Origin of the sequence: Microbacterium sp. Root553 (assembly GCF_001426995.1) — a bacterium.
In the GTDB taxonomy this organism is placed as follows: Bacteria; Actinomycetota; Actinomycetes; order Actinomycetales; family Microbacteriaceae; genus Microbacterium.
Genome location: NZ_LMFY01000001.1, coordinates 2,493,796 through 2,519,490 on the forward strand (window position 1 = coordinate 2,493,796; position 25,695 = coordinate 2,519,490).

23 protein-coding genes are annotated in these 25,695 nt (G+C 69.8%); 2 read left to right on the top strand and 21 right to left on the bottom strand.

The window, feature by feature from the left end:
* Positions 1 to 5: 5 nt before the first annotated feature.
* The 14 genes from ASD43_RS11645 to ASD43_RS11710 form a co-directional block, all read right to left on the bottom strand.
* Positions 6 to 3,299, bottom strand: a complete 3,294-nt coding sequence (locus ASD43_RS11645) for a DEAD/DEAH box helicase (protein WP_235564117.1) — start codon at positions 3,297 to 3,299, stop codon at positions 6 to 8.
* Positions 3,300 to 3,355: 56 nt separating this feature from the next.
* Positions 3,356 to 3,766, bottom strand: a complete 411-nt coding sequence (gene nusB, locus ASD43_RS11650; RefSeq protein WP_045255089.1) for a transcription antitermination factor NusB — start codon at positions 3,764 to 3,766, stop codon at positions 3,356 to 3,358.
* Between the two features lie 3 nt (positions 3,767 to 3,769).
* Complete coding sequence (efp, locus tag ASD43_RS11655; protein ID WP_045255088.1) at positions 3,770 to 4,330, bottom strand: elongation factor P; 561 nt, start codon at positions 4,328 to 4,330, stop codon at positions 3,770 to 3,772.
* A gap of 75 nt (positions 4,331 to 4,405) precedes the next feature.
* Entirely contained in the window at positions 4,406 to 4,843 is a 438-nt protein-coding gene (gene aroQ / locus ASD43_RS11660; RefSeq protein WP_056417611.1) for a type II 3-dehydroquinate dehydratase, read from the bottom strand.
* Positions 4,840 to 5,928 (bottom strand): 3-dehydroquinate synthase, encoded by a 1,089-nt coding sequence (aroB, locus tag ASD43_RS11665; RefSeq protein ID WP_056417620.1) that lies wholly within the window; start codon positions 5,926 to 5,928, stop codon positions 4,840 to 4,842. Before aroB ends, aroQ begins: the two co-directional genes overlap by 4 nt.
* Positions 5,925 to 6,449: a shikimate kinase gene (locus ASD43_RS11670; RefSeq protein ID WP_056417623.1), complete on the bottom strand. Its 525-nt coding sequence runs from the start codon at positions 6,447 to 6,449 to the stop codon at positions 5,925 to 5,927. Before ASD43_RS11670 ends, aroB begins: the two co-directional genes overlap by 4 nt.
* Positions 6,433 to 7,662 (bottom strand): chorismate synthase, encoded by a 1,230-nt coding sequence (gene aroC / locus ASD43_RS11675; protein WP_056417626.1) that lies wholly within the window; start codon positions 7,660 to 7,662, stop codon positions 6,433 to 6,435. Before aroC ends, ASD43_RS11670 begins: the two co-directional genes overlap by 17 nt.
* 48 nt (positions 7,663 to 7,710) lie before the next feature.
* On the bottom strand, positions 7,711 to 8,565 hold the full coding sequence (locus tag ASD43_RS11680) for a shikimate dehydrogenase family protein (protein WP_327044115.1): 855 nt from the start codon (positions 8,563 to 8,565) through the stop codon (positions 7,711 to 7,713).
* Positions 8,526 to 10,085 carry an endolytic transglycosylase MltG gene (gene mltG, locus ASD43_RS11685; protein WP_056417629.1) on the bottom strand — a complete coding sequence of 520 codons (1,560 nt, stop codon included), beginning with the start codon at positions 10,083 to 10,085 and terminating at the stop codon, positions 8,526 to 8,528. Before mltG ends, ASD43_RS11680 begins: the two co-directional genes overlap by 40 nt.
* A gap of 2 nt (positions 10,086 to 10,087) precedes the next feature.
* Positions 10,088 to 10,561: a Holliday junction resolvase RuvX gene (gene ruvX / locus ASD43_RS11690; RefSeq protein ID WP_056417632.1), complete on the bottom strand. Its 474-nt coding sequence runs from the start codon at positions 10,559 to 10,561 to the stop codon at positions 10,088 to 10,090.
* Entirely contained in the window at positions 10,558 to 13,218 is a 2,661-nt protein-coding gene (gene alaS / locus ASD43_RS11695) for an alanine--tRNA ligase (RefSeq protein ID WP_056417635.1), read from the bottom strand. Before alaS ends, ruvX begins: the two co-directional genes overlap by 4 nt.
* Positions 13,219 to 13,293: 75 nt before the next feature.
* Entirely contained in the window at positions 13,294 to 13,482 is a 189-nt protein-coding gene (locus ASD43_RS11700) for a hypothetical protein (protein WP_056417638.1), read from the bottom strand.
* A gap of 106 nt (positions 13,483 to 13,588) precedes the next feature.
* On the bottom strand, positions 13,589 to 14,218 hold the full coding sequence (rpsD, locus tag ASD43_RS11705; protein ID WP_052677824.1) for a 30S ribosomal protein S4: 630 nt from the start codon (positions 14,216 to 14,218) through the stop codon (positions 13,589 to 13,591).
* Positions 14,219 to 14,379: 161 nt separating this feature from the next.
* The gene (locus tag ASD43_RS11710) at positions 14,380 to 15,708 is read right to left on the bottom strand and encodes a replication-associated recombination protein A (RefSeq protein WP_082069018.1); all 1,329 of its coding nucleotides are present in this window, start codon (positions 15,706 to 15,708) and stop codon (positions 14,380 to 14,382) included.
* A gap of 128 nt (positions 15,709 to 15,836) precedes the next feature.
* On the opposite strand from ASD43_RS11710, the gene ASD43_RS11715 reads away from it, so the two are divergent.
* Positions 15,837 to 16,145, top strand: a complete 309-nt coding sequence (locus tag ASD43_RS11715; protein ID WP_056417642.1) for a hypothetical protein — start codon at positions 15,837 to 15,839, stop codon at positions 16,143 to 16,145.
* 62 nt (positions 16,146 to 16,207) lie between these two features.
* Here the strand turns inward: ASD43_RS11715 and ASD43_RS11720 are convergent, their stop codons facing one another.
* Together ASD43_RS11720 and ASD43_RS11725 are read right to left on the bottom strand one after the other, a co-directional pair.
* Complete coding sequence (locus ASD43_RS11720; RefSeq protein ID WP_056417646.1) at positions 16,208 to 17,332, bottom strand: uroporphyrinogen-III synthase; 1,125 nt, start codon at positions 17,330 to 17,332, stop codon at positions 16,208 to 16,210.
* On the bottom strand, positions 17,329 to 18,375 hold the full coding sequence (locus ASD43_RS11725) for an NAD(P)/FAD-dependent oxidoreductase (protein WP_056417649.1): 1,047 nt from the start codon (positions 18,373 to 18,375) through the stop codon (positions 17,329 to 17,331). The genes ASD43_RS11720 and ASD43_RS11725 overlap by 4 nt, the downstream gene beginning before the upstream one ends.
* Positions 18,376 to 18,629: 254 nt before the next feature.
* Between ASD43_RS11725 and ASD43_RS11730 the strand changes: the two genes are divergently transcribed.
* Positions 18,630 to 19,553: a formate/nitrite transporter family protein gene (locus ASD43_RS11730; RefSeq protein ID WP_056417653.1), complete on the top strand. Its 924-nt coding sequence runs from the start codon at positions 18,630 to 18,632 to the stop codon at positions 19,551 to 19,553.
* Positions 19,554 to 19,629: 76 nt separating this feature from the next.
* Here the strand turns inward: ASD43_RS11730 and ASD43_RS11735 are convergent, their stop codons facing one another.
* The 5 genes from ASD43_RS11735 to nirB are packed head-to-tail and all read right to left on the bottom strand — an operon-like array spanning position 19,630 to position 25,553.
* Entirely contained in the window at positions 19,630 to 20,307 is a 678-nt protein-coding gene (locus ASD43_RS11735) for a sirohydrochlorin chelatase (protein ID WP_056417657.1), read from the bottom strand.
* Positions 20,304 to 21,434: a uroporphyrinogen-III synthase gene (locus ASD43_RS11740; RefSeq protein ID WP_056417661.1), complete on the bottom strand. Its 1,131-nt coding sequence runs from the start codon at positions 21,432 to 21,434 to the stop codon at positions 20,304 to 20,306. The genes ASD43_RS11735 and ASD43_RS11740 overlap by 4 nt, the downstream gene beginning before the upstream one ends.
* Positions 21,431 to 22,666 carry a uroporphyrinogen-III C-methyltransferase gene (gene cobA / locus ASD43_RS11745; protein ID WP_056417664.1) on the bottom strand — a complete coding sequence of 412 codons (1,236 nt, stop codon included), beginning with the start codon at positions 22,664 to 22,666 and terminating at the stop codon, positions 21,431 to 21,433. The genes ASD43_RS11740 and cobA overlap by 4 nt, the downstream gene beginning before the upstream one ends.
* Positions 22,663 to 23,028, bottom strand: a complete 366-nt coding sequence (nirD, locus tag ASD43_RS11750) for a nitrite reductase small subunit NirD (RefSeq protein ID WP_056417668.1) — start codon at positions 23,026 to 23,028, stop codon at positions 22,663 to 22,665. Before nirD ends, cobA begins: the two co-directional genes overlap by 4 nt.
* Positions 23,025 to 25,553 (bottom strand): nitrite reductase large subunit NirB, encoded by a 2,529-nt coding sequence (nirB, locus tag ASD43_RS11755; RefSeq protein ID WP_056419569.1) that lies wholly within the window; start codon positions 25,551 to 25,553, stop codon positions 23,025 to 23,027. Before nirB ends, nirD begins: the two co-directional genes overlap by 4 nt.
* Positions 25,554 to 25,695: the final 142 nt, after the last annotated feature.

Below are 25,695 nucleotides of genomic sequence, written 5' to 3' on the forward strand. Positions count from 1 at the left end.
AGAAATCAGTTGTCGTCGAACAGGCCCTTGATGTCGTCCGACGTGAGCGACTGGGCGAACAGCTCATCGTCGTCCATCACCGCGGTGAACAGCCGGGCCTTGCGGCGCTGCAGCTCGAGCACCTTCTCCTCGATCGTGCCGGTCGCGATCATCCGGTACACGAACACCTGGCTCGTCTGTCCGATCCGGTGCGTGCGGTCGATGGCCTGCTCCTCCGCCGCGGGATTCCACCAGGGGTCGAGCAGGAAGACGTAGTCGGCCTCCGTCAGGGTCAGACCGAATCCGCCGGCCTTGAGGCTGATGAGGAACACCGGCTGCTGACCAGCCTTGAATCCGTCGATCACCCGCTCGCGGTGCCTGGTCGATCCGTCGAGGTGTGCGTAGGGGATGCCGGCCTCCTCGAGTCTCGCGGCGGCGAGATCGAGGAAGGAGGTGAACTGGCTGAACACCAGCGCGCGATGCCCCTCGGCCTGCAGTTCGCGCACCCGTTCGAGCAGGGTGTCGAGCTTGCTCGATCCGATCTCGGCATGGGCCTCGTCGATCAGCGCGGGCGCGAGACTCAGCATCCGCAGCAGCGTGAGCGAGCGGAACACGATGAAGCGATGGCGATCGAGGTCGTCGAGCAGACCGAGCACCTTCTGGCGTTCCCTCTGCAGCACGACGTCGTAGAGGGCGCGGTGATCGGGACTCAATTCGACCTCGAGCAGCTGTTCCTGCTTGGCGGGGAGGTCGGGCGCCACCAGCTCCTTCGTGCGGCGCAGCATGAGCGGTCGCACACGTCGGCGCAGCTGGGCCAGGCGGCGGGCGCGATACTCGCCGCCCTCGGCGTTCTCAGGCACCTTACCCTTCTCGATCGGTTGGATGTAGCGGTCCTTGAACTTCCGCGCAGACGGGAACAGGCCGGGCGCGGCGAGCTTGAGCAGCGACCAGAGCTCCGAGAGGCTGTTCTCCATCGGCGTGCCGGTGACGGCGTAGGTCACCTCGGCCGAGAACGACGAGATCGCGCGGTGCAGCCTGGTCTTCGGATTCTTGACGAACTGGGCCTCGTCGAGGATGAGCGCGGCCCATCCGATCGAGCGGAACTCCTCCTCGTCGAGCCGCGCGACCGTGTACGAGCTCACCACGAGGTCGGCGGACGCCGCCGCGGCCCGAAGCACCCCCGCACGCTTGCCGCTGGTGCTGTCGACCACCACGACGCGCAACCCCGGGGTGAAGCGGGCGGCCTCCGAGCGCCAGGTCCCCAGCACCGAGGTCGGGGCGAGCACCAGGAACGGCCGTGTCTCACCCTGCTCCCGCGTGTGCTGGATGAAGGTCAGCAGCTGGAGGGTCTTGCCCAGCCCCATGTCGTCGGCGAGGATCCCGCCGAGCCGATGGCGCCAGAGGAAGGCGAGCCAGTCGAAGCCGGACTTCTGATACGGCCGCAGCTCGGCGATCAGACCGGCGGGCACGGCCGTCTCGGGCACGCCCGTGGCCTGGCGGAGCCCATCGGCCGTGGCGCGCCAGCTCACCGCCGGCTCGGCCTCGTCAGCGAGATCCTCGAACTCCTCCCAGAGATCGATCTGATAGCGACTGATCCGCGGACCCGTCTCCCACTCGTCGAGCTCGCCCGCCTCTTCAATCAGGTCGCGGAGGCGATCGAGCGCAGGATGGCTGAGCGAGAAGTACCCGCCGTCGGAGAGCAGCAGCTTCTTGCGCCCGCGGCTCAGCGCCGTGAACAGCGGGCCGAAGGGGATGCGTCTGCCGTCGATCGTCACGAGGATGCCGAGGTCGAACCAGTCGGAATCGGTCGTCTCGACGGTCGTGACCTTGACCTGCGGGTCTCCCGTCAGCTCGCGATACTCCTTGCGCGTGCCCTTCGAGGTGACCGAGACGCCGATCGCCTCGAGAGCGGGCACGCACTCCGCGACGAAGGCGGCCGCATCGATGTCGTGCAGCGATCCGGCGGGACGGAAGTTCGTGGTGCGGAACTCCTGCCAGACGCTCTCGATGCCCGCGCGGAGCGCGGACTCGGCCTCGGCATCGCGCACGCCCGCACCGTTCCAGGCGAAGGGCACGCGGCCGAAGCGGCCGTACGACCACTCGAACGAGTAGTCGACCACGTCGCCGCGTTCGTAGGTGAGCGTCAGCGCGGGCTCCGGCGCCGGCACCTCGGGAAGGGAGAGGTCGCCCGCCGCCCGCACCGCGCTGCGGCGCGCGAGAAGCGGATAGGCGTCGCTGAGGAACGCCTGCTCGTCGGCCGCCGGCACGACGATGGGCGCCGGTGTCGCGAGCAGCGCCCTGGTCTGCTCGCTGAGTGCGGTCTCGGCGAGCACGATCTCGATCCGAGCGCCGACCAACCGAGCCGTGTACAGCCCCGTGCGTCCGATCGGGTGCGACTCCCCCGCCGGGATCTCGACGTCGTCGACCTGCACCTCGGCGGCCACGGTCAGAGCGCCGTCGTCGCCACGGGTGATCCGCGCCGAGACGTCGGCGGATGTCGCCATCCGCACGGAGGTGCTCTTCTGACTCGCCACCAGCGGGATGCCGACCTCGGCACCCGAGCGCAGCTGGCCCCACAGCAGCGGGGACTCGACCTGGTCGAGCACCAGCCACTCCCCGGCATTCCCGGAGAGGAGCGAATCGCGGGAGATGCTGAGCAGGTCGCTGAACCAGCGGTTCTGCTCGCGCCCGAACTGCGCGGCGTCGCGACGAACGGCATCCCACCCTGCGCCGCCCTGGATCCACGACCCGGTCTGGGCGCTGCGCATGAGCGGTCGGATCGCCAGGAGCAGCTCACCCTCCTGGCGTGCGAGGTCCCGCGGCACGGCCGCGCGCACGGGCCTCGGGCCCCAGTGGTTCTCTGCCCGGGACTCGCGGTGGCGCAGCTCGACTCCCAGCGCCAGCTGCTGCGGCAGCCGTTCGACCGACGCGCCGAGCAGACTGCGCCACGAGGCGGGAGCCGCTGCACGCGGGGGTGTCACCGGTGTCGGGCTCGGCACCTGCAGCGCGGCGGACTGCTGGGAGTACTCGTGCACGTTCGACGCGAGCACGGTCGCGACGACGTGCTTGCACCCGGTGCGCACCGGGCACGTGCACCGTGTCGTGCGCATGCGTCGGGTGCCGTTCGACGAGCCGAACGCGATCCCGGTCACGTACTGCGCGTCACCGCTGCCCTGCACGTGCCCCTCGAGCTCGAGAAGTTCCTCGTGCCACACGACATCGAGCACGTTGCCGGCGCGGAAGTACGCGAGACCGCGCTGGTAACCGCCGACGTCCGTGATGTGCATGAGATCACGCAGATCGACGTGTGGCGCGGACATGGTCCCATCCTTCCCGCGACCCCCGACATCGGGGATGCCGCGGTGGCCGTCGGTGCTCAGGCGGCGCGGAAGACGCGTGCGAGCACGCCGTGCACGAATGCGCCGGAATCGTCGGTCGAGAACTCCTTGGCCAGTTCCACGGCCTCGTCGATCGCCACCGCTGTGGGCACCTGGTCGTTGAAGAGGATCTCCCAGACGCCGATGCGCAGCAGGGCGCGATCGACCGCGGGCATCCGCTCCAGCTTCCAGTCGCGGCTGTGCGTCGTGATCTGCTCGTCGATCTCGTCACCGTGATCGATGATGCCGTCGACGATCTCACGGGCGTAGAGCCAGGACGCCTCGCGAGCGGGTTCGCTCGCCGCGCGTCGGGCCTCGGCGGCCAGAGTGACCGAGAGCTCGTCGCCGCGGACATCGGCGGAGAAGAGGATGTCGAGCGCGCGCTTGCGCGCCTTCGTGCGTGCGCTCACGCCTTACTTCTCGCGACCGAGGTAGTCGCTGGTGCGCGTGTCGACCTTGACCTTGGTGCCGGCCTCGACGAACAGCGGGACCTGGATCTCGTATCCGGTCTCGAGCGTGGCGGGCTTGGTGCCGGCCGACGAGCGGTCGCCCTGCAGGCCCGGCTCCGTGTAGGTGATCTCGAGCACGACGGATGCCGGCAGGTCGATGTACAGCGGGTTGCCGTTGTTCAGTGCGATCGTGACCTGCTGGTTCTCGAGCAGGAAGTTCTTCGCGTCGCCGACCGTGGCGGCCGGAACGGTGATCTGGTCGAAGTCGCTCTGGTCCATGAAGACGTAGCCGTCGCCGTCGGTGTACAGGTACGTGAAGTCACGACGGTCGACGTTCTCGATCTCGATCTTCGCGCCGGCGTTGTAGGTGCGGTCGACGACCTTGCCCGAGACGACGTTCTTCAGCTTGGTGCGGACGAACGCACCGCCCTTGCCCGGCTTGACGTGCTGGAACTCGATGACGCTCCAGAGCTGCCCATCGATGCTGAGGACGACGCCGTTCTTGATGTCTGCGGTAGATGCCATGCGCTGGGCTTTCCGTTTCTCGAGTCTGGGGGGGGCCGCTCACATCCGGATGGACGGGTGGGCCGACAGTCGATTCTACGGGATGAGCGCAGCGAGCTGCCGCACCGCGCTCGCGTACCCTCCGACGCCCTCGCCGATCACCCGCACCGCGGCCACGTCGTGCAGGTACGAATGGTGTCGAAACTCCTCGCGGGCGTAGACGTCGGAGATGTGCACCTCGGCGAACGGCAGAGCGACGCCCGTGAGCGCATCGCGCAGCGACACCGAGGTGTGCGTGAGACCTCCGGGATTGATGACGATCGCCGCGCAGTCCGCGCGCGCCGCGTGGATGGCGTCGATCAGCACGCCCTCGTGGTTGCTCTGCACCGCGCGCAGCTCGAAGCCCTCGGCGGCGGCGGCATCGGCCGTCAGCTGCTCGACGTCGTCCAGCGTCGCGGTGCCGTAGACCTCGGGCTCACGACTGCCCAGCAGATTGAGATTCGGCCCGTTGACGAGCAGCATCCGCCTGGTCATTCGCCGATCTCCTGATACGCGGCGAACAGCAGCGATTCGTCGGGCGCCTGCAGCACCGTGGGCTTGGCGATGTCGTCGAGCAGGATGAACCGCAGCATCCCGCCACGGCTCTTCTTGTCGCGCTGCATGGTCGCCAGCAGCTGCGGCCAGGCGCCGGCGCGGTAGCCGGTGGGCAGCCCGAGGGAGTCCAGGATCGTGCGGTGCCGTTCGGCTGCGGAGTCCGAGAGGCGCCCGGCGAGACGCGACAGCTCCGCCGCGTAGAGCATGCCGATCGAGACCGCCGCACCATGGCGCCAGCGGTAGCGCTCGGCGTGCTCGATGGCGTGGCCGAGCGTGTGTCCGTAGTTGAGGATCTCTCGCTGACCGGCCTCGCGGAAGTCGTCGGAGACGACCTTCGCCTTCATGTCGATCGCGAGCTCCACGGCACGACGGAACTCCGGTGTGGTCGTGTCGACGGCGCGCGCCGGGTCCGCCTCGACGATGTCGAGGATCTCCGGCGCCCAGATGAACCCCGCCTTGACCACCTCGGCGAACCCCGCGGTCGCCTCGTTCGGGCTGAGGCTCGCCAGCTCGTCGAGGTCGCCGACCACCGCACGCGGCGACCAGAAGGCGCCGACGAGGTTCTTGCCCTCGGCGGTGTTGATGCCGGTCTTGCCCCCCACCGATGCGTCGACGAGTCCCAGCACCGTGGTGGGCACCTGCACGAGCTGCACGCCGCGCAGCCAGGTCGCCGCGACGAAGCCGGCGAGATCCGTGACCGCGCCGCCGCCGTACCCCACGACGGCGTCCGAGCGGGTGAAGTCCGCCTGCCCCATGACCTGCCAGCAGAAGGCGGCGACCTCGATGCGCTTGCCCTGCTCGGCATCGGGCACCTCGGCGAGCAGCACCTCGCGCGGGCCGTTCTCGGTGTCGGCGAGCAGACGGTCGCGCAGCTCCGCGGCCCTGGCGGCCAGGGTCGGCGGGTGCACGACGAGGACCTTGCGCACCCCCGGGTCCAGCGCTGCGGAGACCCGGTCGAGGATCCCCCGTCCGATCGCGATGTCGTACGGGCTCTCCCCCGTCACGCTGATGGTCGTCGTCGTCATCTCAGTTCTCTCCTCCATGCCGCGATGTCCGCGGCGATGCGATGCATGGGGCGGCGCGACGTGTCGAACGTCACGGACGCCACCTCGTCGTACCAGCTCCGTCGTTCTTCGAAGATCTGCGTCCAGCGACCGACGGGGTCGTCGCCCTCCAGCAGCGGTCGGCCTCCGCTGCGGATCCGGTCTGCCACCGCCTCCGGCGTCACCGTGAGGAACACGACGGGCCGCTCACGGAGCAGCGCTCGCGTGCCGGCATCGGTCACCGCGCCGCCGCCGAGCGAGATCACGCCGCCGGCGGGCGCGTCGAGAGCCGCCTCGACCTCGGCCCGCTCCAGAGCGCGGAAGTGGTCCTCGCCGTGATCGGCGAAGATCGCCGGGATGGGTCCGTGCGCCGACGCGACGCGCTTGTCGGTGTCGACGAAGGGCACCGACAGGGTGCGCGCGACGCGTCGACCGACACTGGTCTTGCCGGCGGCCATCGGGCCGACCAGCACCAGCGTCAGCGGGTCAGCCGCGCTCGTCATGGGCGATGAGCGCCGCCTCGGATGCGGGCGTGGTGCGCAGTTCCGCCGGGATCCCCTCGAGGTACCCCTCGAGGTTGCGGCGGGTCTCGCGGATGCTGTCGCCGCCGAACTTCTCGAGCACGGCGTTGGCGAGCTCCACCGCGACCATCGCCTCGGCGACGACGCCGGCCGCGGGCACCGCACACACGTCGGAGCGCTGGTGGTGTGCGGTGGCGTCCTCGCCCGACGCGACGTCGATCGTGCGCAGCGCGTGCGGCACCGTGGCGATCGGCTTCATGCCCGCGCGCACCCGCAGCACGGTGCCGGTGGACATGCCGCCCTCGGTGCCGCCGGCGCGATCGGAGCCGCGGGAGATGCCGTCGGCGGTCGCGAACAGCTCGTCGTGCGCGGCGGACCCGCGACGACGCGTGGTCTCGAAGCCGTCGCCGACCTCGACGCCCTTGATCGCCTGGATGCTCATCAGGGCCTGGGCGAGACGCGCATCGAGACGACGGTCCCAGTGCACGTGCGATCCGAGTCCCGGGGGCAGGCCGTAGGCGAGCACCTCGACAATGCCGCCGAGCGTGTCGCCGTCCTTCTTCGCATCATCGACCTCGGCGACCATCAGCGCGGAGGTCGCGGCGTCGAAGCAGCGCAGCGGATCCGCGTCCAGCGCTTCGACGTCGTCGGGGGTGGGCAGCGCAGATCCCTCGGGCACCCGGACCGGGCCGATCGAGAGGGTGTGGCTGACGAGCCTGATGCCGAGCTCACCGAGGAACGAGCGTGCGATCGCACCGAGCGCGACGCGAGCGGCGGTCTCGCGCGCACTCGCCCGCTCGAGGATCGGGCGCGCCTCGTCGAAGTCGTACTTCTGCATGCCGACGAGGTCGGCATGCCCGGGGCGGGGGCGCGTCAGCGGTGCGCCGCGACCACGGGACCTGTCGGTGAGCTCGACGGGCTCGGGGTTCATGACCTCGATCCACTTCGGCCACTCGGTGTTGCCGATGCGCAGGGCGATGGGGCTGCCGAGGCTCTTCCCGTGCCGCACGCCGCCGGAGAGCGTCAGCTCGTCCTGTTCGAACTTCATCCGCGAGCCGCGACCGTAGCCGAGCTTGCGACGCGCCAGGTCGGCCTGGATCGCCTCGGAGGAGACGGGGACGCCCGAGGGCAGTCCCTCCATGACGGCAATGAGTTCTGGACCGTGCGATTCGCCGGCCGTGAGCACGCGGAGCATTGCTCCAGTCTCCCACGCGTTTCGCCTCGGTTCGCGCCGCGTGTCGTCCTAGGTTCGCAGAGCAGCCCGCATGGCGTCGATGACCGCCGTCTCCGACGGCAGTGCGACGTGCTGATCACCGTGGTGGAAGAGACGGATCTGGCGCACGGCCTGGTGCAGCAGCATCCCCTCGCCGGAGATCGTCGGACCCCCGGTCCATGCGGACGCGAGCGCGGACGGCCACGGCGCGTACGCGACGTCGAAGAGCGCACCTCCGGTGTCGCCCAGCCTCGCGGTCGTGTCGGCGTCGAGCGCGGCGCCGCCGGGCAGGGTCGCCAGCGTGAGATCGACCGGAGTAGCGGCGTCGTCGAAGCCGGCGCCGGTCACTGTGACCTCCAGGCGCTCACCGAGCGCGACCAGGTCGACCGCACGCGAGGGCCGACGGGCCCGCACCTCGATGGTCCGCGCACCGGCCTCGACGAGCGCCACCAGCGCCGAGGCGGCCGTCGCGCCCGCCCCGAGGATGCGCACGCGATCGAGGCCGTGCAGTCGCTGCTCTCCGAGCGCATCGACGATCCCACCGACGTCGGTGTTGAATCCGCGGCGAGATCCGTCCAGCAGGAGGGTGTTGACGGCACCGGTCAGCTGGGCCGCCCGATCCAGCACCTGCGCCGCGCGATGGGCCTGCTCCTTGAGCGGCATCGTCAGCGACAGCCCGAGCCAGGACCCGTCGAGGGAATCCAGGGCACCCGGGAATCCGTGCTCGTCGACGCGACGCCTCGTGTACTCCCAGTCGAGACCGAGCACCGCATAGGCCGCCGCGTGCAGCTGGGGCGACCGCGAATGCGCGATCGGGTCTCCCCAGACCGCGAGGTGCCGCCGGGTCATCCGGCCGAGCACCCGCCGTCGGGGTTCTCCTGGCACCACTGCTCCCACTTCGCCACGCCCTGCAGGTGCTCCTCGTACGTCTCTGAGAACTGCGTCTCACCGGTGGCGAGGTTGATCGTGACGAAGTACAGCCACGGGCCGTCCTCCGGGTTCATGGCCGCCTTGATCGCGGCGTCGCTGGGACTCGCGATCGGAGTGACCGGCAGCCCCGTGTGCACGTAGGTGTTCCAGTCGTTGGGGTCCTCGAGGGCCTCCGCCGAACTCGAGACCACTCCCTCGTGCAGAGAGCCGTAGCCGTACTGCGCCGTGGAGTCCATCTGGAGCTTCATGTCGATGTCGAGACGGTTCTGGATCACCCTCGACACCTTCGCGAAGTCCGCCGTCCGGCCCTCGCGCTGGATGATCGACGCGATGGTCAGGATGCGCTCCGCATCCTCGGCGGGGACGCCCGCCGCGTTCAGCGATTCGTTCGTGCGATCGACCATGCGCTGGACGACCTGGGTCGCCGTGGCATCGGGGTCGAACGTGTACACCGCGGGGAACAGCCAGCCCTCGAGGCTCGGCGCGTTGACGCCGTAGGTCGCCGGGTCGGCATCGACAGCGGCCTGCAGCTCCTCGATCGGCATGCCGAGCGACTCGGCCATGGCGGGCAGCGAGGACTCGATCGTCGCCCCCTCGCCGATGCTCGCCGAATGCTCGAGCTTGTTGTCGGGATTCTGGATGGCCTCCAGCGCGGCCGCGGCCGTCATCTTCTCCTGCAGCCGGTAGATGCCCGGGTAGAAGGTGACGGCGACGTTCTCCTTGACGAGGTAGTCGTAGAAGACCTCGTCAGTGCGCGTGACGCCGGCCTCGTGGAGCGCGGTGGACACGGGAGCCCCGGTATCGCCCTCCTTGATGGTGACGAGCACCTCGCCGGTGGCCTGACCGGCCTCCCAGTCCGCGGGCTCGCCCCAGCCGAGGGCGTCGCTGATCTTGTCACCGAACGTGTTCATCGCCCAGACACCGCCGCCGACGATGCCGCCGAGAACTGCCAGAACGATGATCAGTGCGACAAGACATCCCTTGCGACGCTTCTTCTTCGGTGGGCGGCTGCCGCCCTCATCCTCCGGAGGCGCGTGGAACAGGTCTTCGAGGCGCGCGCCGGGCACGGCAGCCGCGGTGGCACCGGGCGTTCCCTCACTGCGAGACGGACCGGACGAGGGTGCGCCCTCGCCGTCGGCCTGCGCAGCACCGGCGGACGTGTCGCGCACGGAATCGCGCGCCGCCGGGGCACCGGCCGATGTGTCTTCCGTCCCCACGGAACCGCCCGCGACCGGGAACGCTCGCGTGGCGGTGTCTTCGCCGGAGGGCACGCTCGCCGACTCACGCGCCGAGTCGTCGGCCGGGAGGGTCGCGCCGTTCGTGGCCGCTTCGCGCGCTGCTCTGCGGGAGCCAGGGGGCGGCGGCGTGTTGTCGACCGTCGGGATCTGCGGTGTCGGGTCGGGAAGGTTCTCGAACAGGTCGCCCAGCCGGGCGTCCGGATCGTGCTGGGGGGAAGCACTCTCGCGTTCGGGCATGTTCAGGGGGACTCCTCATCGAGCGGAATCGTGACTCCGGGCGGGTTACCGGTGCTCTTCTCCGTGTCGATCGCCTGCTGCAGCAGGACCACAGCGGCGACCTGATCCACAATGCTACGAGAGTTCTTCTGTGTTCTGCCCGAAGATCTCAGCGCGGCGTGTGCGGTGACGGTGCTCAGACGTTCGTCGACCAGCCGCGCCGGCACTCCCGTCCGCGCCTGCAGGGCGGCGGCGAACTCGCGCGAATCCGTCGTCGATGCCGTGTCGTCGCCCCGGAGATTCACCGGAAGACCCACCACGAACTCGAGCGGGTCGTACTCCTGAGCGATGACGGCGATCCGCTCGATGGCCGCGTCGTCGCGACGCACGGTCTCGACGGGGACGGCGAGCATGCCGTCCGGATCGCACCGTGCGACCCCGACACGGGCGCGTCCCACATCGATTCCGAGCCGCGCGCCGCGGCGGAAGCCGCTCACGCTGTCTGCAGCTCCTGTGCGATGGCGTCCAGCGCCGCAGGCAGAACTGCGGCATCCGTTCCACCGCCCTGGGCGACGTCGTCACGACCGCCTCCTCCGCCACCGAGCACCGAGGCCGCACGCTTCGCGAGCGCACCGGCCTTCGCACCGGCCGCGCGCGCGGCGTCGTTGGTGGCGACGACCACCACAGGCCGGCCGTTCACCACGGCACCGAGGGCGACGACCGACGGCTCGGAGCCGAGCCGCTCGCGCACGCCGAGCACCAGTTCGCGCACATCGTCGGCCGAGTCGACCTCGCCGAGCGACTGCGCGGCCAGACGGAACGAACCCGCACGAGAGGCGGCATCGGCGATGGCAGGAACCCGGCCGGCACGCTCCTTCGACTCGAACTGCGCGATGCGCTTCTCCGCGGCCTTCAGGCTCGCCGAGAGATCGGCGATGCGGTCGGCGAGCTGGTCGCGCGGGGTCTTGAGCGAGCTGGTGAGCTGCGACACGAGCGCGCGCTCGGCTGCGAGCTCGCGGAACGCGTCCTGACCGACCAGTGCCTCGATACGGCGGTTGGAGGCGCCCACCGAGGATTCGCCGACGACGCTGACGAGACCGATCTCGGCGCTGGTGCCGACGTGCGTTCCCGCGCAGAGCTCTCGCGACCACGGACCGCCGATGTCGACCATGCGCACGACGTCGCCGTACTTCTCGCCGAACAGCGCCATGGCGCCGGCCTCCTTCGCCTCATCGAGCGTGAGGATCCGGGTCGTGACCTCGAGGGCGTCGTTGACGGCCCTGTTCGTGATCTCCTCGATCTCGGTGCGGGTCGCGGTCGACAGCGCCTGCGACCACGAGAAGTCGAAGCGCATGTATCCGGCGCGGTTGAGCGAACCCGACTGCGTGGCGGTCGGGCCGAGCGTGTCGCGCAGCGCCGCGTGCACCAGGTGCGTCGCGGAATGCGCCTGGCGCGCGGCGCGACGGTTCGCCGCGTCGACGATCGTCGTGGCGGCGTCGTCGATCGAGACGACGCCGCGGGTCACCTCGACCGTGTGGCTGATCAGCCCCGGCACCGGTCGCTGCACGTCGAGCACCTCGAGCTCGTACCCGGGACCGACGATGACGCCCTTGTCGGCGACCTGTCCACCGGATTCGGCGTAGAGAGTGGTCTCCGCGAGAACGACCTCGGCGATCTGACCCTCCGAGGCGGTGCGAGCGGTCTGGCCGTCGATGAGGATCCCGAGGATCCGCGAATCGACCTCGAGCTCGGAGTACCCGTCGAAGCCGGTCTCCCCCAGCGCGCGCAGCTCGCGGTAGACCGAGACGTCGGCGAGCTGACGCTTGCGATTGCGGGCGTCGGCCTTGGCGCGTGACCGCTGCTCCTGCATCAGGGTGTCGAATGCCGCTCGATCGACGTCGAGGCCGGCCTCCTCGGCCACCTCGAGGGTCAGATCGATCGGGAAGCCGTACGTGTCGTGCAGGAGGAACGCCTCGGGGCCGCTGAGGGTCGCCCCACCGCCCTTCTTCGTCTCGTCGAGCGCCAGGTCGAGGATGGTCGAACCGGCAGCGAGCGTGCGACGGAACGTCTCCTCCTCGGCGAAGGCGGAGGACGACAGGGTCGCCCACTCCTTCTCGAGCACAGGGTAGGTGGCCTTCATCGCATCACGGGACGCGGCGAAGAGCTCGGGGAAGACCGGCTCGTCGACGCCGAGCAGGCGCATCGACCGCACGGTGCGGCGCATGAGACGGCGCAGGATGTACCCGCGTCCCTCGTTCGAGGGGCGCACGCCGTCGGACAGCAGCATGAGCGACGAGCGCACGTGGTCTGCGACCACGCGGAAACGCACGTCGTCCTCGTGCACGGCGCCATAGCGGCGCCCCGAGAGCTCCACGGCGCGATCGAGGACCGGACGCACCTGATCGGTCTCGTACATGTTCTCGACGCCCTGCTTGAGGAACGCGACGCGCTCGAGCCCCATGCCGGTGTCGATGTTCTTCATCGGCAGTTCGCCGACGATGTCGAACTCGGTCTTGCCGCGGATGTTCTCGATGAAGTCCTGCATGAACACGAGGTTCCAGATCTCCAGGAACCTCGAGTCGTCGACCGCCGGACCGCCGTCCTTGCCGTATGCGGGACCGCGGTCGAAGAAGATCTCCGAGTCGGGACCGCCGGGGCCGGGCTGCCCGGTGTTCCAGTAGTTGTCGGCGCGTCCGAGGCGCTGGATGCGCTCGGGCTTCAGCCCGATGACGTCGCGCCAGATGGACTCCGCCTCGTCGTCGGTCTCGTAGACCGTGACCCAGAGGTCCTTCTCATCGAACGCGAAGCCCCCGTCGCTCTCCGAGCTCGTCAGCAGCTCCCACGCGTAGCGGATCGCACCCTCTTTGAAGTAGTCGCCGAACGACCAGTTGCCCAGCATCTGGAAGAACGTCCCGTGCCGAGCCGTCCGTCCCACCTCTTCGATGTCGTTCGTGCGGATGCACTTCTGCAGATCGGCGATGCGCGGGTGCGGAGCGGGGACCACCCCGGTGAGGTACGGGATCATCGGGACCATGCCGGCAACCGTGAAGAGCAGAGACGGGTCGTCGCTGACCAGCGAGGCCGAAGGGACGATGAGGTGGTCGTTCTTCTCGAAGAAATCGAGATAGCGCTGCGCGATCTCCGCAGTGTTCATAGCTGTGCCGGGTGTCCTTGCGTGCGGGGGTGGAGGAGCGGGTCCGGTGGAGCCGCGTCCGAGGGGCTGCGGAGGTCAGTCCGTCGCAGGATCCGTGAGGCGCGCCCGCTCTTCGCGGTAGGCCTCGCCGATGATCCCGGTGAACTCGTTGAATCGAGCGTCGACCTCGGCGAGGATGTCGCGACCTCGCGGGTCTTTGTTCGTGAAGTGCGCCGCGACGAAGCCGCCGATCACACCGATCAGGAACCACAGCACTTTCTTCATGTCGCCATCCTTGCCCTCGACCCGCGGAGGCGGGTGCAACCATCGTATGCGGAAACGACAGAAGGCGTCGGGTGAGACCCGACGCCTTCTGCGGAACTGAGAGAACTCAGCGAGCTGCGTAGTACTCGACGACGAGCTGCACTTCACAGGTCACGGGGACCTCGGCGCGCTTCGGACGACGGACCAGGCGAGCCTGGAGCTTGTCGAGCTCGACCTCGAGGTAGCCCGGAACGGGAGGCAGGACCTCGGCGTGACCGCCGGCGGCTGCGACCTGGAAGGGCTCGGTGCCCTCGCTCTTGGCCTTGACGTGGATGAGCTGACCCGGCTTCACGCGGAACGACGGGCGGTCGACGAGCTGGCCGTCGACCAGGATGTGACGGTGCACGACGAGCTGGCGAGCCTGCGCGGTGGTGCGGGCGAAGCCCGAACGCACGACGAGAGCGTCGAGACGCATCTCGAGCAGCTCGACCAGGTTCTCACCGGTCAGGCCGTCCTGACGACGAGCCTCGTTGAACGTGTTGCGCATCTGCTTCTCGCGGATGCCGTACTGCTCGCGAAGACGCTGCTTCTCACGCAGACGGACGGCGTAGTCGCTGTCGGCCTTGCGCTTGGTGCGACCGTGCTCGCCGGGAGCGTAGGGACGCTTCTCGAGGTAGCGGGCGGCCTTCGGGGTGAGCGGGATGCCGAGTGCGCGGCTGAGGCGCACCTTGCGGCGGTCCTGGGACTTCGTGGTCACGAAGCTATCCTTCCGATGACGCGGTCGCGTCTTTCGCGACTCGCGGACGTATCACCCGCGTTCTGCCTCGGAGCGCACGCCGGGGCGCCATCAAGGTGGGGTGTGAACGAGGAGATGCCCGAAAACTGTGTTTCGAGCCGATCCAGTCTAACAGATCGTCGTCATCGTCCGTCGAGGATGCGGCGGATGCGCTCGAGACGTGCCGAGATGTCGCGCTCGGCCCCCAGGTTCTTCGGTTCGTAATACCTCTTTCCCTGCAGCTCGTCCGGCAGGTACTGCTGCGGGAGGATGCCGAATTCGCTGTCGTGCGGATACACGTAGCCGCGCCCGTGACCGAGGCGCCGCGCGCCCGGGTAGTGCGCGTCGCGGAGATGCAGCGGCACCCGTCCGAAGCCGCCGGAGCGGATGTCGGCGATCGCCGCGTCGATGCCGACGTAGGCGGCGTTCGACTTCGCGGTGGTCGCCAGATACACCGTCGCCTCGGCGAGCGGGATCCGCCCCTCCGGCATGCCGATGAAGGCGACCGCATCCGCCGCCGCGACCGCGATCGTGAGCGCCTGCGGATCGGCCAGCCCCACGTCTTCCGACGCCGAGATCACCAGACGCCGAGCGATGAACCGCGGGTCCTCCCCCGCCTCGATCATCCGCGCGAGGTAGTGCAGGGCCGCGTCGGGGTCGGAGCCGCGGATCGACTTGATGAAGGCGCTGATGACGTCGTAGTGCTCGTCGCCCTGGCGGTCGTATCGCAGCAGCGCCTTGTCGACGGCCTGGGCGACGTCGTCGGCCGTGGCTGCGGGGACCACACCGTCTTCACCGTTCGAGAGGGCGACGGCGGCCGCGGCCTCGAGACCGGTGAGTGCGCGGCGTGCATCGCCGGATGCGAGGCGGATGAGCGCGGCACGCGCGTCGTCGGCCAGGGTCACCGCACCGTTCAGGCCACGCGCATCGGTCACCGCGCGGTCGACGAGGAGTCCGATGTCGTCGTCGGTGAGGGGCTGCAGCGTCAGCAGCAGCGATCGCGAGAGCAGCGGCGAGATCACCGAGAACGACGGGTTCTCGGTGGTGGCCGCGATCAGCAGCACCCAGCCGTTCTCGACGCCGGGCAGGAGCGCGTCCTGCTGGGCCTTGGTGAATCTGTGGATCTCGTCGAGGAACAGGATGGTGGTCTGCCCGTACAGGTCACGCTGCGTGATCGCCTCCTGCATCACCTCGCGGACGTCCTTGACCCCCGCGGTGATCGCCGACAGCTCGACGAAGCGACGCCCAGAGGAGCGGGCGATCGCCTGCGCCAGCGTGGTCTTGCCCGTGCCGGGAGGACCCCACAGGATGATGGAGACCGCACCGGGAGAGGTCGCCGCGGGATCGGCGAGAGCGACGATGGGTGAGCCCGCCCGCAGCAGGTGCTTCTGCCCCGCGACCTCGTCGAGCGAGACGGGACGCATGCGCACGGCGAGGGGCGTCTGCCCGGAGAGCAGTGCGGCGGAGGTCATCTTCCCAGGCTAACGCGGGGCGGGGACACCGCGGACATGATCGGGGCGACGATGCCGCGCCGGTAGGCTCTCAGGCGACGGTGCACATCACGTCCATGTGCACGGCACGTCCATCAAGGGAGTACGCAATGGCCGGACGCGGCAAGAGCACGCGGCAGTCGCGGACCGAATCGGAGCGCGCACGCCTCCACGCGGCCCGCAGGGCCTGGCACGACGGCCGCATCCGTCGTCGCACCAGGGACAACGCGGTCGCCGTGGTCGTCGGTGTGCTGGTCGTCGCAGGAGCGATCGCCAGCCAGGTCGTCCACGCGCAGGTGAATCCGCCGGCGCCCTCGCCCTCCCCCACGGTCTCCCCCGCCGAGACGCCGCTGCCCGGCGATCCCCTCGTCCCCGAGGACGCTCCGTCGGACGTTCCGTCGGACGCTCCCGTCGAGTAACCACGCGCGCCCGCTGGCTGTGGGCGCCGCGGCCGTCACGGCGTGGCGACGCGCACCACGACTCAGTCCTCGATGACCGCGAGCCGGTATCCGCGTTTGACAACGGTGTGGATGAGTTCGCCGCCGCCCAGAGCCACGCGGAGTCTCGCGACGGCGGCTTCGACCGCGTGTGCGCTGCGCTCGGCGCCCAGCACGGCGCTGAGCTGCGCGCGGGACAGCACCCGACCTCCCGCGGCGGCCAGGGCGTCGAGCAGCGCGGCGGACGAGCGTGACAGCGGGATGAACCGACCGTCGACGAGCACGCCTCCGCTGCGCACCTGCACCCGACCGGCGTCCGTGAGCAGCGACGGCGCCCGCCCGTCGTCGAAGTGCGCGAGCACGGCATTCGCGAGCGATCCGTCCGGACCGCCCAGATCGATCGAGGGCTCGAGATCGGCGTCGTTCAGCAGTGCCGTGGTCGCCTGACCCGCGGAGGCCAGCAGCAGCCGCCCCGTCTCGGACCGTCGCCGCACGCGGCCGAGGGTCTCCGACACCTCCGCGATCGCGAGCCAGGCCGCAGCGGCGGAGGCGGAGGTGAACACCACGGCATCCGCGTCGCCGTTCGCCGCCTGCAGCACCGTTCTGCGCATCGCCTCCGATCGCGGCGATGCCTCCCAGCGACGCGCGACCACGCCCCTCACCTCGGCGCCGGCCTCGCGCAGCATCGACTCGAGTCCGTCGTCACGGCCGCCGTGATGCTGGACGACGATGCGAGTGCCGCGCACACCTGCGACCCGCAGATGCACGCCGACTTCGGCGGTCGTTCCCGTCTCGGCGACCCAGTCCGCGACGAGTCCCGTCCGGAGGATCGCCGCCTGTGCTCTCGGCCCCGCCGCCACGAGCCGCGCCCGGCGCAGCGCGTCCTGGAGCGGAGCCGAGCGTCCCTGTTCTCGAGCGACGTCGACCCAGTCGCGGAATCCCGAGCCCGTCGTCACCACCACGGCGTCGGGAGGCTCGGCGATCACCAGCTCGATCACGCTGCGGAGCTCGGCGCGGTCTTGCCGGTCATCGAGCCGCGGAACGGGAGTCCGGTGGACCACGGCACCCCGGCGCTCCAGAGCATCCGCGACCTCGACGGAGCGCCGGTCCGCGACGACGATGATGGTGCAGCCGGCCAGCGCGGACTCCAGCGGCCGCGCCGCGCTCATCCGACCCCCTCCGCGATGCGGGTCCATGCGGGCCGCAGCATGCCGGACTCGGCGAGTTCTCCGATCACGATCACCGCGGTGTTCTCCTCCCCTGCCGCAGGGCCGCCGTGACCGGTCGTCCGGGTACTCGGGAACGACACGTCGAACGGACGGTCGAAACCGGAGAAGACGGCGTGGCCCCCCAGGATGCGCGTCGCCGCGACCTCGGCCATCGCGTACCCTGGCGCGACCCTCGCGACGCAGCGGCCCTCGAAGTGGGCGACCTCGCCGATCGCGAGGATGTGCGGATCGGAGGTGGTGCAGCGGTCGTCGATCACCACGCCTCCGCGCTCGGCGACCTGCAGGTTCGCATTGCGGGCGAGCTCGTCGCGTGGTCGCGGGTGCGCGGAGAGCACGACGAGGTCGACGGCCTCGGTCTCCCCGTCGTCGAATCGCAGAGCGGCGACCGCACCGGACTCCTCGGGGACGAGACGTGAGACGCGCGTCTCCGAGTGCTCCACCCGCGTCGAGGCGACACCCTGCAGCGCCGCGGCGATCTCCGCGCCCTGCGGCCCCGACCCGATCACCGCCGCACGCAGGCGGCGCCCCAGCGACCGCCGTCGGTGTGCGGCGAACCGCGCGAGAGCCTCGACGTCGTCCAGGGTCCGGTCGGAGAAGCATCCCGGCAGATCCGCGCCCTCGATCGCGAGCCTCGGCGCGTACGACCCGGTGGCGAGCACCAGGGTGTCGTAGGGCACGACGACGCGAGACCGGGTCATCACGGTGCGCGCGGCCCGATCGATCCGCAGAGCGCGGTCGTCGGCCAGGAACCGCACACGGAAGTCGTCGAACACGGAGCGATCCAGCTCGAGATCGCCCGCGGCGCCTCCGGCCGCGATCCCCGCGAGGGCGATGCGGTCGTACGGCCGACGCCCCTCGTCGCCGATCACCGTCACGTGCAGCGGCGTCTGCGCACGGCTGAGCAGACTCTCGACGAAGCGGTGCGCCACCATGCCCGCGCCGACCACCACGACCTCGGCAGGAGTGACGATGGTGTCGTACATACTGCTCCGTTCGATGGATCCCTGCTGGCGACGATAGGAGGCCGGTGTTTCTCGAATGTGACGGGCGATGTTTCCTGCGTCGAACGATCTCCTCACAGATCGGTAACGATCTCACTCTGCGCGGTTCTCACACCGCTGACGCCGCGAAGTGAGCTGTTCGCTCCACAGACGTAACGTCGCACGTCGTCGCTCGAAACGCCGCTCGTCCATGCTCGATCCAGCTGAGCATCCCGCTCACGTCCCGTGGAGGTCATGTGTCGTACATCAAGCCCGCCGAGCTCGCCACCCGAATGGTCGACGCCGGTGCATACAAACTGCAGCTGTCCACCCGCGATACGCTCATCCGCGCGTTCATGGGAGCGGCTCTGCTCACGATCGCCGCCGCGTTCGCGGTGACGGTGTCGACGCAGACCGGTCAGCCGCTCCTCGGCGCCGTCCTGTTCCCGGTGGGCTTCGTGATGCTCTACCTGCTCGGGTACGACCTGCTCACCGGGGTGTTCACCCTCGGTCCGCTCGCGGTACTCGACCGCCGTCCCGGCGCGACGTTCGGATCGTTGATGCGCAACTGGGGACTCGTCTTCCTCGGCAACTTCGGCGGTGCCTTCCTGGTGGCGATCCTCATGGCCGTCTACTTCACATACGGCTTCTCGACCGCGCCCAGCGCAGTCGGCGAGGCGATCAGTGAGATCGGACACGGTCGGACGGTCGGCTATGCCGATCACGGTGCGGCCGGCATGCTGACGTTGTTCATCCGTGGTGTCCTGTGCAACTGGATGGTGTCGACGGGCGTCGTGTTGGCGATGGTGTCGGACAGCACGATCGGGAAGATCGTCGCGATGTGGCTCCCGATCATGCTGTTCTTCTACATGGGGTTCGAGCATTCGATCGTGAACATGTTCCTGTTCCCGTCCGGACTTCTGATGGGCGCCGACTTCACCGTCTGGGACTACCTGGTCTGGAACGAGCTGCCGACGGTCGTCGGAAACCTCGTCGGCGGTCTCCTCTTCGTCGGGCTGCCCATCTACTTCACCCACGGGCGCCCGAAGGCTCGCGTCGCCCGCGACGCGCGTGCGATGCGACGACGAGCGCGTCTCGTCACCACCGCTGCGTCGACATCCGGCGCCTCGGTGGCCGATCGGGAGACGACCGCTGCCGAGCTCGAGCCGACACGGGTCTGAGTCGCAGCACGGGGGCGGATGCGTCGGCATCCGCCCCCGTTCCGTGCGTGGGCGAGAGCCGCCCCGGGAGGCATGGTCAGGCGGTGTGGAATCGGTCGACGACCACGTCGGCGATCCGCACGTCGACGCCGAGTGGCGCAGACACCAGGTCGGCTCCGGACTTCCGGACCAGCCCGGCGAAATACCCGGGAGCGAGCACGTGGCTTGCGGCGATCACTCGAGCGGCGCCGTCGCGACGAGCGGATGCCACTGCCTCCCCGATCCGGGGTTCGATGGCCGAGGCGTACCCGATGGTGATCGGAGCCGGAATGAGGCGGGCCAGGTGCTCGGCCGCCGCGGCGACATCGGCGACCGCGGCGGGATTGCTCGACCCCGCTGCGGCGAGTACGACATGGTCGCCCGGGAGCCAGGCGCCCGCGATCGCCGTGCGCAGTCGGGCTGCCAGCACCTCGGCGATCAGCGGATGCGTGCCCAGGGGCTCGCCCTGCCGCACATTCTCGTGCGGGCGCACCGCATCTGCGATGTCGACGGCGGTATGGAAGCCGACGGAGAGCAGCAGAGGCACCACGACGACGTCGTCGAGGCCCCGCTCGTGCTCGATCACGTCGACCACCGTCGGCTCCTGCACGTCGACGAATGCCTGCACGACTCGTGTGCCCGGCATCCGCTGCCGTACGAGATCGACGAGATCCTCGACCGTACGTCGGCCTTCTGGAGAGTCTGTGCCGTGCGAGCAGGCGATGAGGGTGCTCATTCGGGATCCTCCACCGTGAGTCGATAGCCGCGCTTCACGATCGTCTGGATCACGCTCGCTCCCCCGAGCGCCTCGCGGAGCCGTGCGACCGCCATCTCGACGGCGTGAGCGCTCTCGCCACCGCGCGGCAACGCGAGTCCGAGCTGCTCCCTCGAGAGCACCCGGCCAGAGGCGTCGAACAATTCGCTCAGGACACTGGCGCCCGCGCGGGACAGCGGCACGAAGCGACCGTCGAGCAGCACACCGCCGCTGCGCACCTCCATGACACCGGCCGTTGTGCGCACCTGGCGCGCGGCCCCCGATGCGAAGTGATCGACGACGCAGCGGACCAGCGAACCGAGTCTGCCGCGAGCCGCGATGGTGGTGTGCAGATCGGCGTCGTGGAGCGGCGACGCGGTGATCGGGCCGACGGCGGCGAGCAGCAGCCTCCCGCCCGCCGCCCGCCGACGGATCGCATCCAGAGTGCCCGCGCGACCCGCTGCTCTGACCCACTCCGCGGCGCCGGGCGCCGAGGTGAAGAGCACCGCATCCACCTCGCCCGCGCCCGCCTGCACGACGGAGCGGTGCACGATCTTCGGGTCGGGCGGCGGACCCCACCGGTAGACCGTGATGCTGACGACATCGGCCCCGAGCTCCGCCAGCAGTGCATCGAGGCCGTCGGCGCCCGCACCATGGTGCTGTATCGCGATGCGTCGGCCGACCACTCCTTCGGCCGTGAGGTACTCCCCCACTTCCGCAGAGGTCTCGGACTCGGCCACCCAGTCCGCCGTGAACCCGGCCTGCTGAATCGCGCCGTGCGCCTTGGGCCCGCGTGCGACGAACTGAGCGTCGACCAGCGCGGCCGCCAGATCCTCGGCCAGACCGTTCTCGTGCGCGGCGTCGATCCAGCCTCGGAAGCCGACGCCCGTCGTCACGATCACGATGTCCGGTGGGTCCGCGATGAGGTCGCGGGTGCGCGCGAGGAGGTCATCGTCGTCCTCGTTCGGGATGATGCTCAGCGCAGGAGCGCGGTAGACCTGCCCGCCTCGGCGTTCGAGCGCGGAGACCAGATCACCCGCGCGTCTGTCCGCGGCGACGACGATGGTGCATCCGGCGAGGGCCGGTGGAAGCGGGGCACGGGTCGTCACGCCGGAGCAGCTCCGATCACGGCCGGAGCCGGGAGCAGCAGGTGTTCGCTCGCGACGTCGCCGATCACGATGACGGCCGGGTTGCGGAGTCCGACGGTGCGCGCATCCTCGACCGCGTGCTCGAGGGTCGTGCGCGTCGTGCGCTGTTGCGGCGTGTGACCGCTCTCGACGAACGCGACGGGACGATCCTTCGGCACCCCATGCGCGAGTGCGGATTCGACCAGTCGTCCGAGAGCGGCGACACCCATCAGGACGACCGTCGTCACCATCGTGTCAGCCATGGCTTCCAAGGTACCCGGCCCGAAGCCGCCCTGTCCGTTCACCACGTGGAAGGCGGCTGCCGTGCCTCGGTGCGTGACCGGGATGCCGGCCGCCTGCGGCACGGCGATGGCGCTCGAGATCCCCGGAGTCACATCCACCGGGATCCCGGCGGCGAGGCACGAGAGCATCTCCTCGCCGCCGCGGCCGAAGACGAAGGGGTCGCCGCCCTTCAACCGGACGACCCTGCGCCCGGCTGCGGCGCGCGCGACGATGATGCGGTTGATCTCGTCCTGCGGGACGGGGTGTCGACCGGGCTGCTTGCCGACGTCGATCACCTCGACATCCGGGTCGAGCCCCTGTGTGATCTCGGCCGCCGGTCCGAGACGGTCGATGACGAGCACATCGGCCTCGGCGATCAGGCGCCGCGCGCGCACCGTCATCAGATCGGCGGGACCCGGGCCGCCGCCGACCAGGTCGACCCGTCCGCTGCGGGCCGTCCGTCGGCGCCTCAGCGGCAGCCGGCCGTCGCCGGTCAGGTCGACTATGGCATCGCGCACCGCGACGGAACGCCGGGGGTCGGCGCCGATCGTACTGGTGACGCCGACCGTGACATCCCCGATCTCCGCCTGTGCCGTGAGCCTGGCCGAGCCGTGCTCGCCATCCGAGGCGTTGATGCAGAGCACTCGCTGCGATTCGCACTGCTCGGCGACCAGGCGATCGACGCGCGGATCCCCCGTCGCCGTGTGCACGAGCCAGGCGCCGTCCAGGTCCGCCGTACGGAACTCCCGTGGCTCCCAGGCGACCTCGTGACGCTCGACGAGCCGCGCGGTGTCGTCGTGCAGCATGGGCGCGACCATCCGCGCGCTCGCGCCCTCGGCGAGAAAGCGACGCAGCCGCTTCGCAGCCACCGGGCCCCCGCCGACCAGCAGCACATCGCGTCCGGCGAGGTTGACACCCAGCATCACGGTCATCGGATCTCCTCGATGTCGAACTCCACGTGGCCGTCGACGACGGTCACCTGCCACACCTGCAGAGAAGCGGGCTCCCTGCCCTGCGTGTCGAGGCAGGCACCGGTGCGCAGGTCGAAGACCTGCTTGTGCAGGGGCGAGGCCAGGGTCGGCGCCTCGCCCCTGCTCCCGACGATGCCGCGCGACATCACGTTCGCACCGCTGTACGGGTCGAGGTTAGACACGGCGTGCACCGACCCGTCTGCCAGCAGGAACAGTGCGATCTGGCGCGTTCCGAAGAGCGCGGCACGACCGCGCTCGACCTCGAGGTCATCCAGGGCGCACACCCGTACCCGGCGGCCGGTCGGCGGACTCGTGAGCGTCATCGCCGCACCTCCAGAGTCGTGCCTGCGATGAGCACCGCCGGGTCGCTGCGCTCCTCCATGGTCGCCGGACGCACCTGACCCCGCTCCGGCACATACGCGAGCGACGGGTCCGGGGTATCGGTCGCGTTCACGAAGGACTCGAACCGCCGCAGTTTCGCGGGGTCGCGGAGGGTCGCCGCCCACTCGTCCTCGTAGCGGTCCACATGCACGGCCATGGCGGCGTCGAGGTCCTCGCAGATGCCGAGACTGTCGTCGAAGATCACGGCGCGCAGCCCCTCGAGTCCACCGTCGAGCTCCACGCACCATCCGGCCGTCCGCTGCAGTCGGTCCGCCGTGCGGATGTAGTACATGAAGAAGCGGTCGATCGCACGGATGAGCCCCTCATCGTCGAGATCCGATGCCAGCAGCTCGGCGTGCCGGGGAGAGAATCCGCCGTTCCCACCGACGTACATGTTCCAGCCGGTCTCGGTCGCGATCACGCCGACGTCCTTCGACCGAGCCTCGGCGCACTCACGCGCACACCCCGAGACCCCGACCTTGAGCTTGTGCGGTGCACGCAGCCCGCGGTAGCGGAGCTCCAGTCTCACCGCCATGCCGACCGCGTCGAGCACGCCGTACCGGCACCAGGTCGACCCGACGCAGGACTTCACGGTGCGGAGTGCCTTGCCGTAGGCCTGGCCGGATTCGAAGCCGGCGTCGACCAGGCGCTGCCAGATCTGCGGCAGCTGCTCGAGTCGCGCACCGAACATGTCGATCCGCTGGCCGCCCGTGATCTTGGTATAGAGGCCGTACGACTCCGCGATGCTGCCGATCGCGATGAGTCCTGCCGGCGTGACCTCGCCACCGGGCATGCGCGGCACCACCGAGTACGTGCCGTCCTTCTGCATGTTGGCCATCACGTGGTCGTTGGTGTCCTGGAGCGAGGCGTTCTCGCCGTCGAGCACGTGCGCGCCCACCAGCACGGCGAGGATGCTGGCGAGAGCCGGCTTGCAGATGTCGCACCCTCGGCCGGTGCCGAAGCGCCCGATGATGGCGCTGAAGGTCGACATCTCCGACACCCGCACGGCGTCGAAGAGCTGTCTGCGCGACATCGCGAAGTGCTCGCACAGCGCATCGGACGTCGCCCGTCCGAGCTTGGTCAACTCCTGTCCGACGATCTTCTTCACCGCGAAGAGACACGAACCGCAGGTGGCTCCGGCCTTCGTGCACGCCTTGACGGCAGCGGCGTCCGTGCAGCCCTCGGCGTGGACGGCCTCGCGGATGCGTCCGGCCGTCACATTCGAGCATGAGCAGACGACGGCCGATTCCGGCAGCTCGTTGTCGGGGAGGTCCGCACCACCCTCGGGGAGCAGATACGCGGCCGGATCGGCGCCGAGGGGTGCACCCACCAGCGGTCGGAGCGAGCCGTAGGCGGAGGCGTCACCGACGAGGATGCCGCCGAGCAGCGTCTTCGCGTCGTCGGAGAGCACGAGCTTCTTGTACACCCCGTTCACGGGGTCGGTGTAGACCACGTCGAGGGCGTTCGGGGTGACGGCCATCGCGTCGCCGAAACTCGCGACGTCGACGCCGGAGAGCTTGAGCTTGGCCGAGTCGTCGTAGCCGGGGAAGGTCGCGTCGCCGCCGAGCAGGCGAGTCGCCGCGACCTCCGCCATCGCATAGCCGGGGGCGACGAGTCCGACGGAGCGGCCGTCGAAGTTGGCGACCTCGCCGATCGCGAGGATGTGCTCGTCGACGGTTCGACAGCGCGAGTCGATCAGCACACCGCCGGTGGGATGCACGTCGAGCTGCGCGAGACGAGCGAGCGAGTCCTGCGGGCGCACGCCGACCGTGAAGATCACGATGTCCGCCTCGTGCATGCTGCCGTCCTGGAACTGCAGTGCGGCCACCGCGCCTGATGCATCGGGGTCGAGACGCGTGGTGCGCGTGCCGGTCCGCACCTCGATGCCCTTCGCCTCGATGAGGCGGCGAAGAATCGTCCCGCCCGCCAGGTCGAGCTGCGCCGACATGAGCCGATCGGATGACTGCACCACCGTGCATCCGACCTGCAGACCCTGCAGGGCCCCGGCGGCTTCCAGCCCGAGCAGACCGCCGCCGATCACGGAGCCACGGAGCTGACGGCCGAGCTGCGCCTGCCGACGCTCGACGAACCGGCGAATGGCTTCGACATCGTCGAGCGTCCGATACACGAAGCAACCGGGGAGTTCGGCGCCGTCGACCGCCGGCCGCAGCGCGTACGAGCCCGTCGCCAGGACGAGTGTGCCGTAGGAATGCTGTGCGCCCGACCGCGTGCGCACGCATCGCGCCGCCCGATCGATCCCCGTGACCCGGTCGTCGCGGATGAATCGGACGCGTGGATCGGCGAGAACCCCGGTATCCAGCTCCAGGTCCGTGGCGTGCGTGCCCGAGAAGTACGAGGTCAGCCCGACGCGGTCGTAGGGGGCGCGAGCCTCCTCGCCGATGAGAGTCACGGTCCGGACATCGTCCTCCGAGCGAAGCAGACTCTCGACGAACCGGTGCGCCACCATCCCCGCACCGACCACCACGACATCCGCCGATGTGCTGTCTCGAACGATCACGAGCCCTCCTCTGTCCGTGAAGCCGACGCTAGGCATCCGGTGTTTCGCGGAACGTCCGGGCGCCGTTACGCCGAGCGAACGTTCTGCTCAC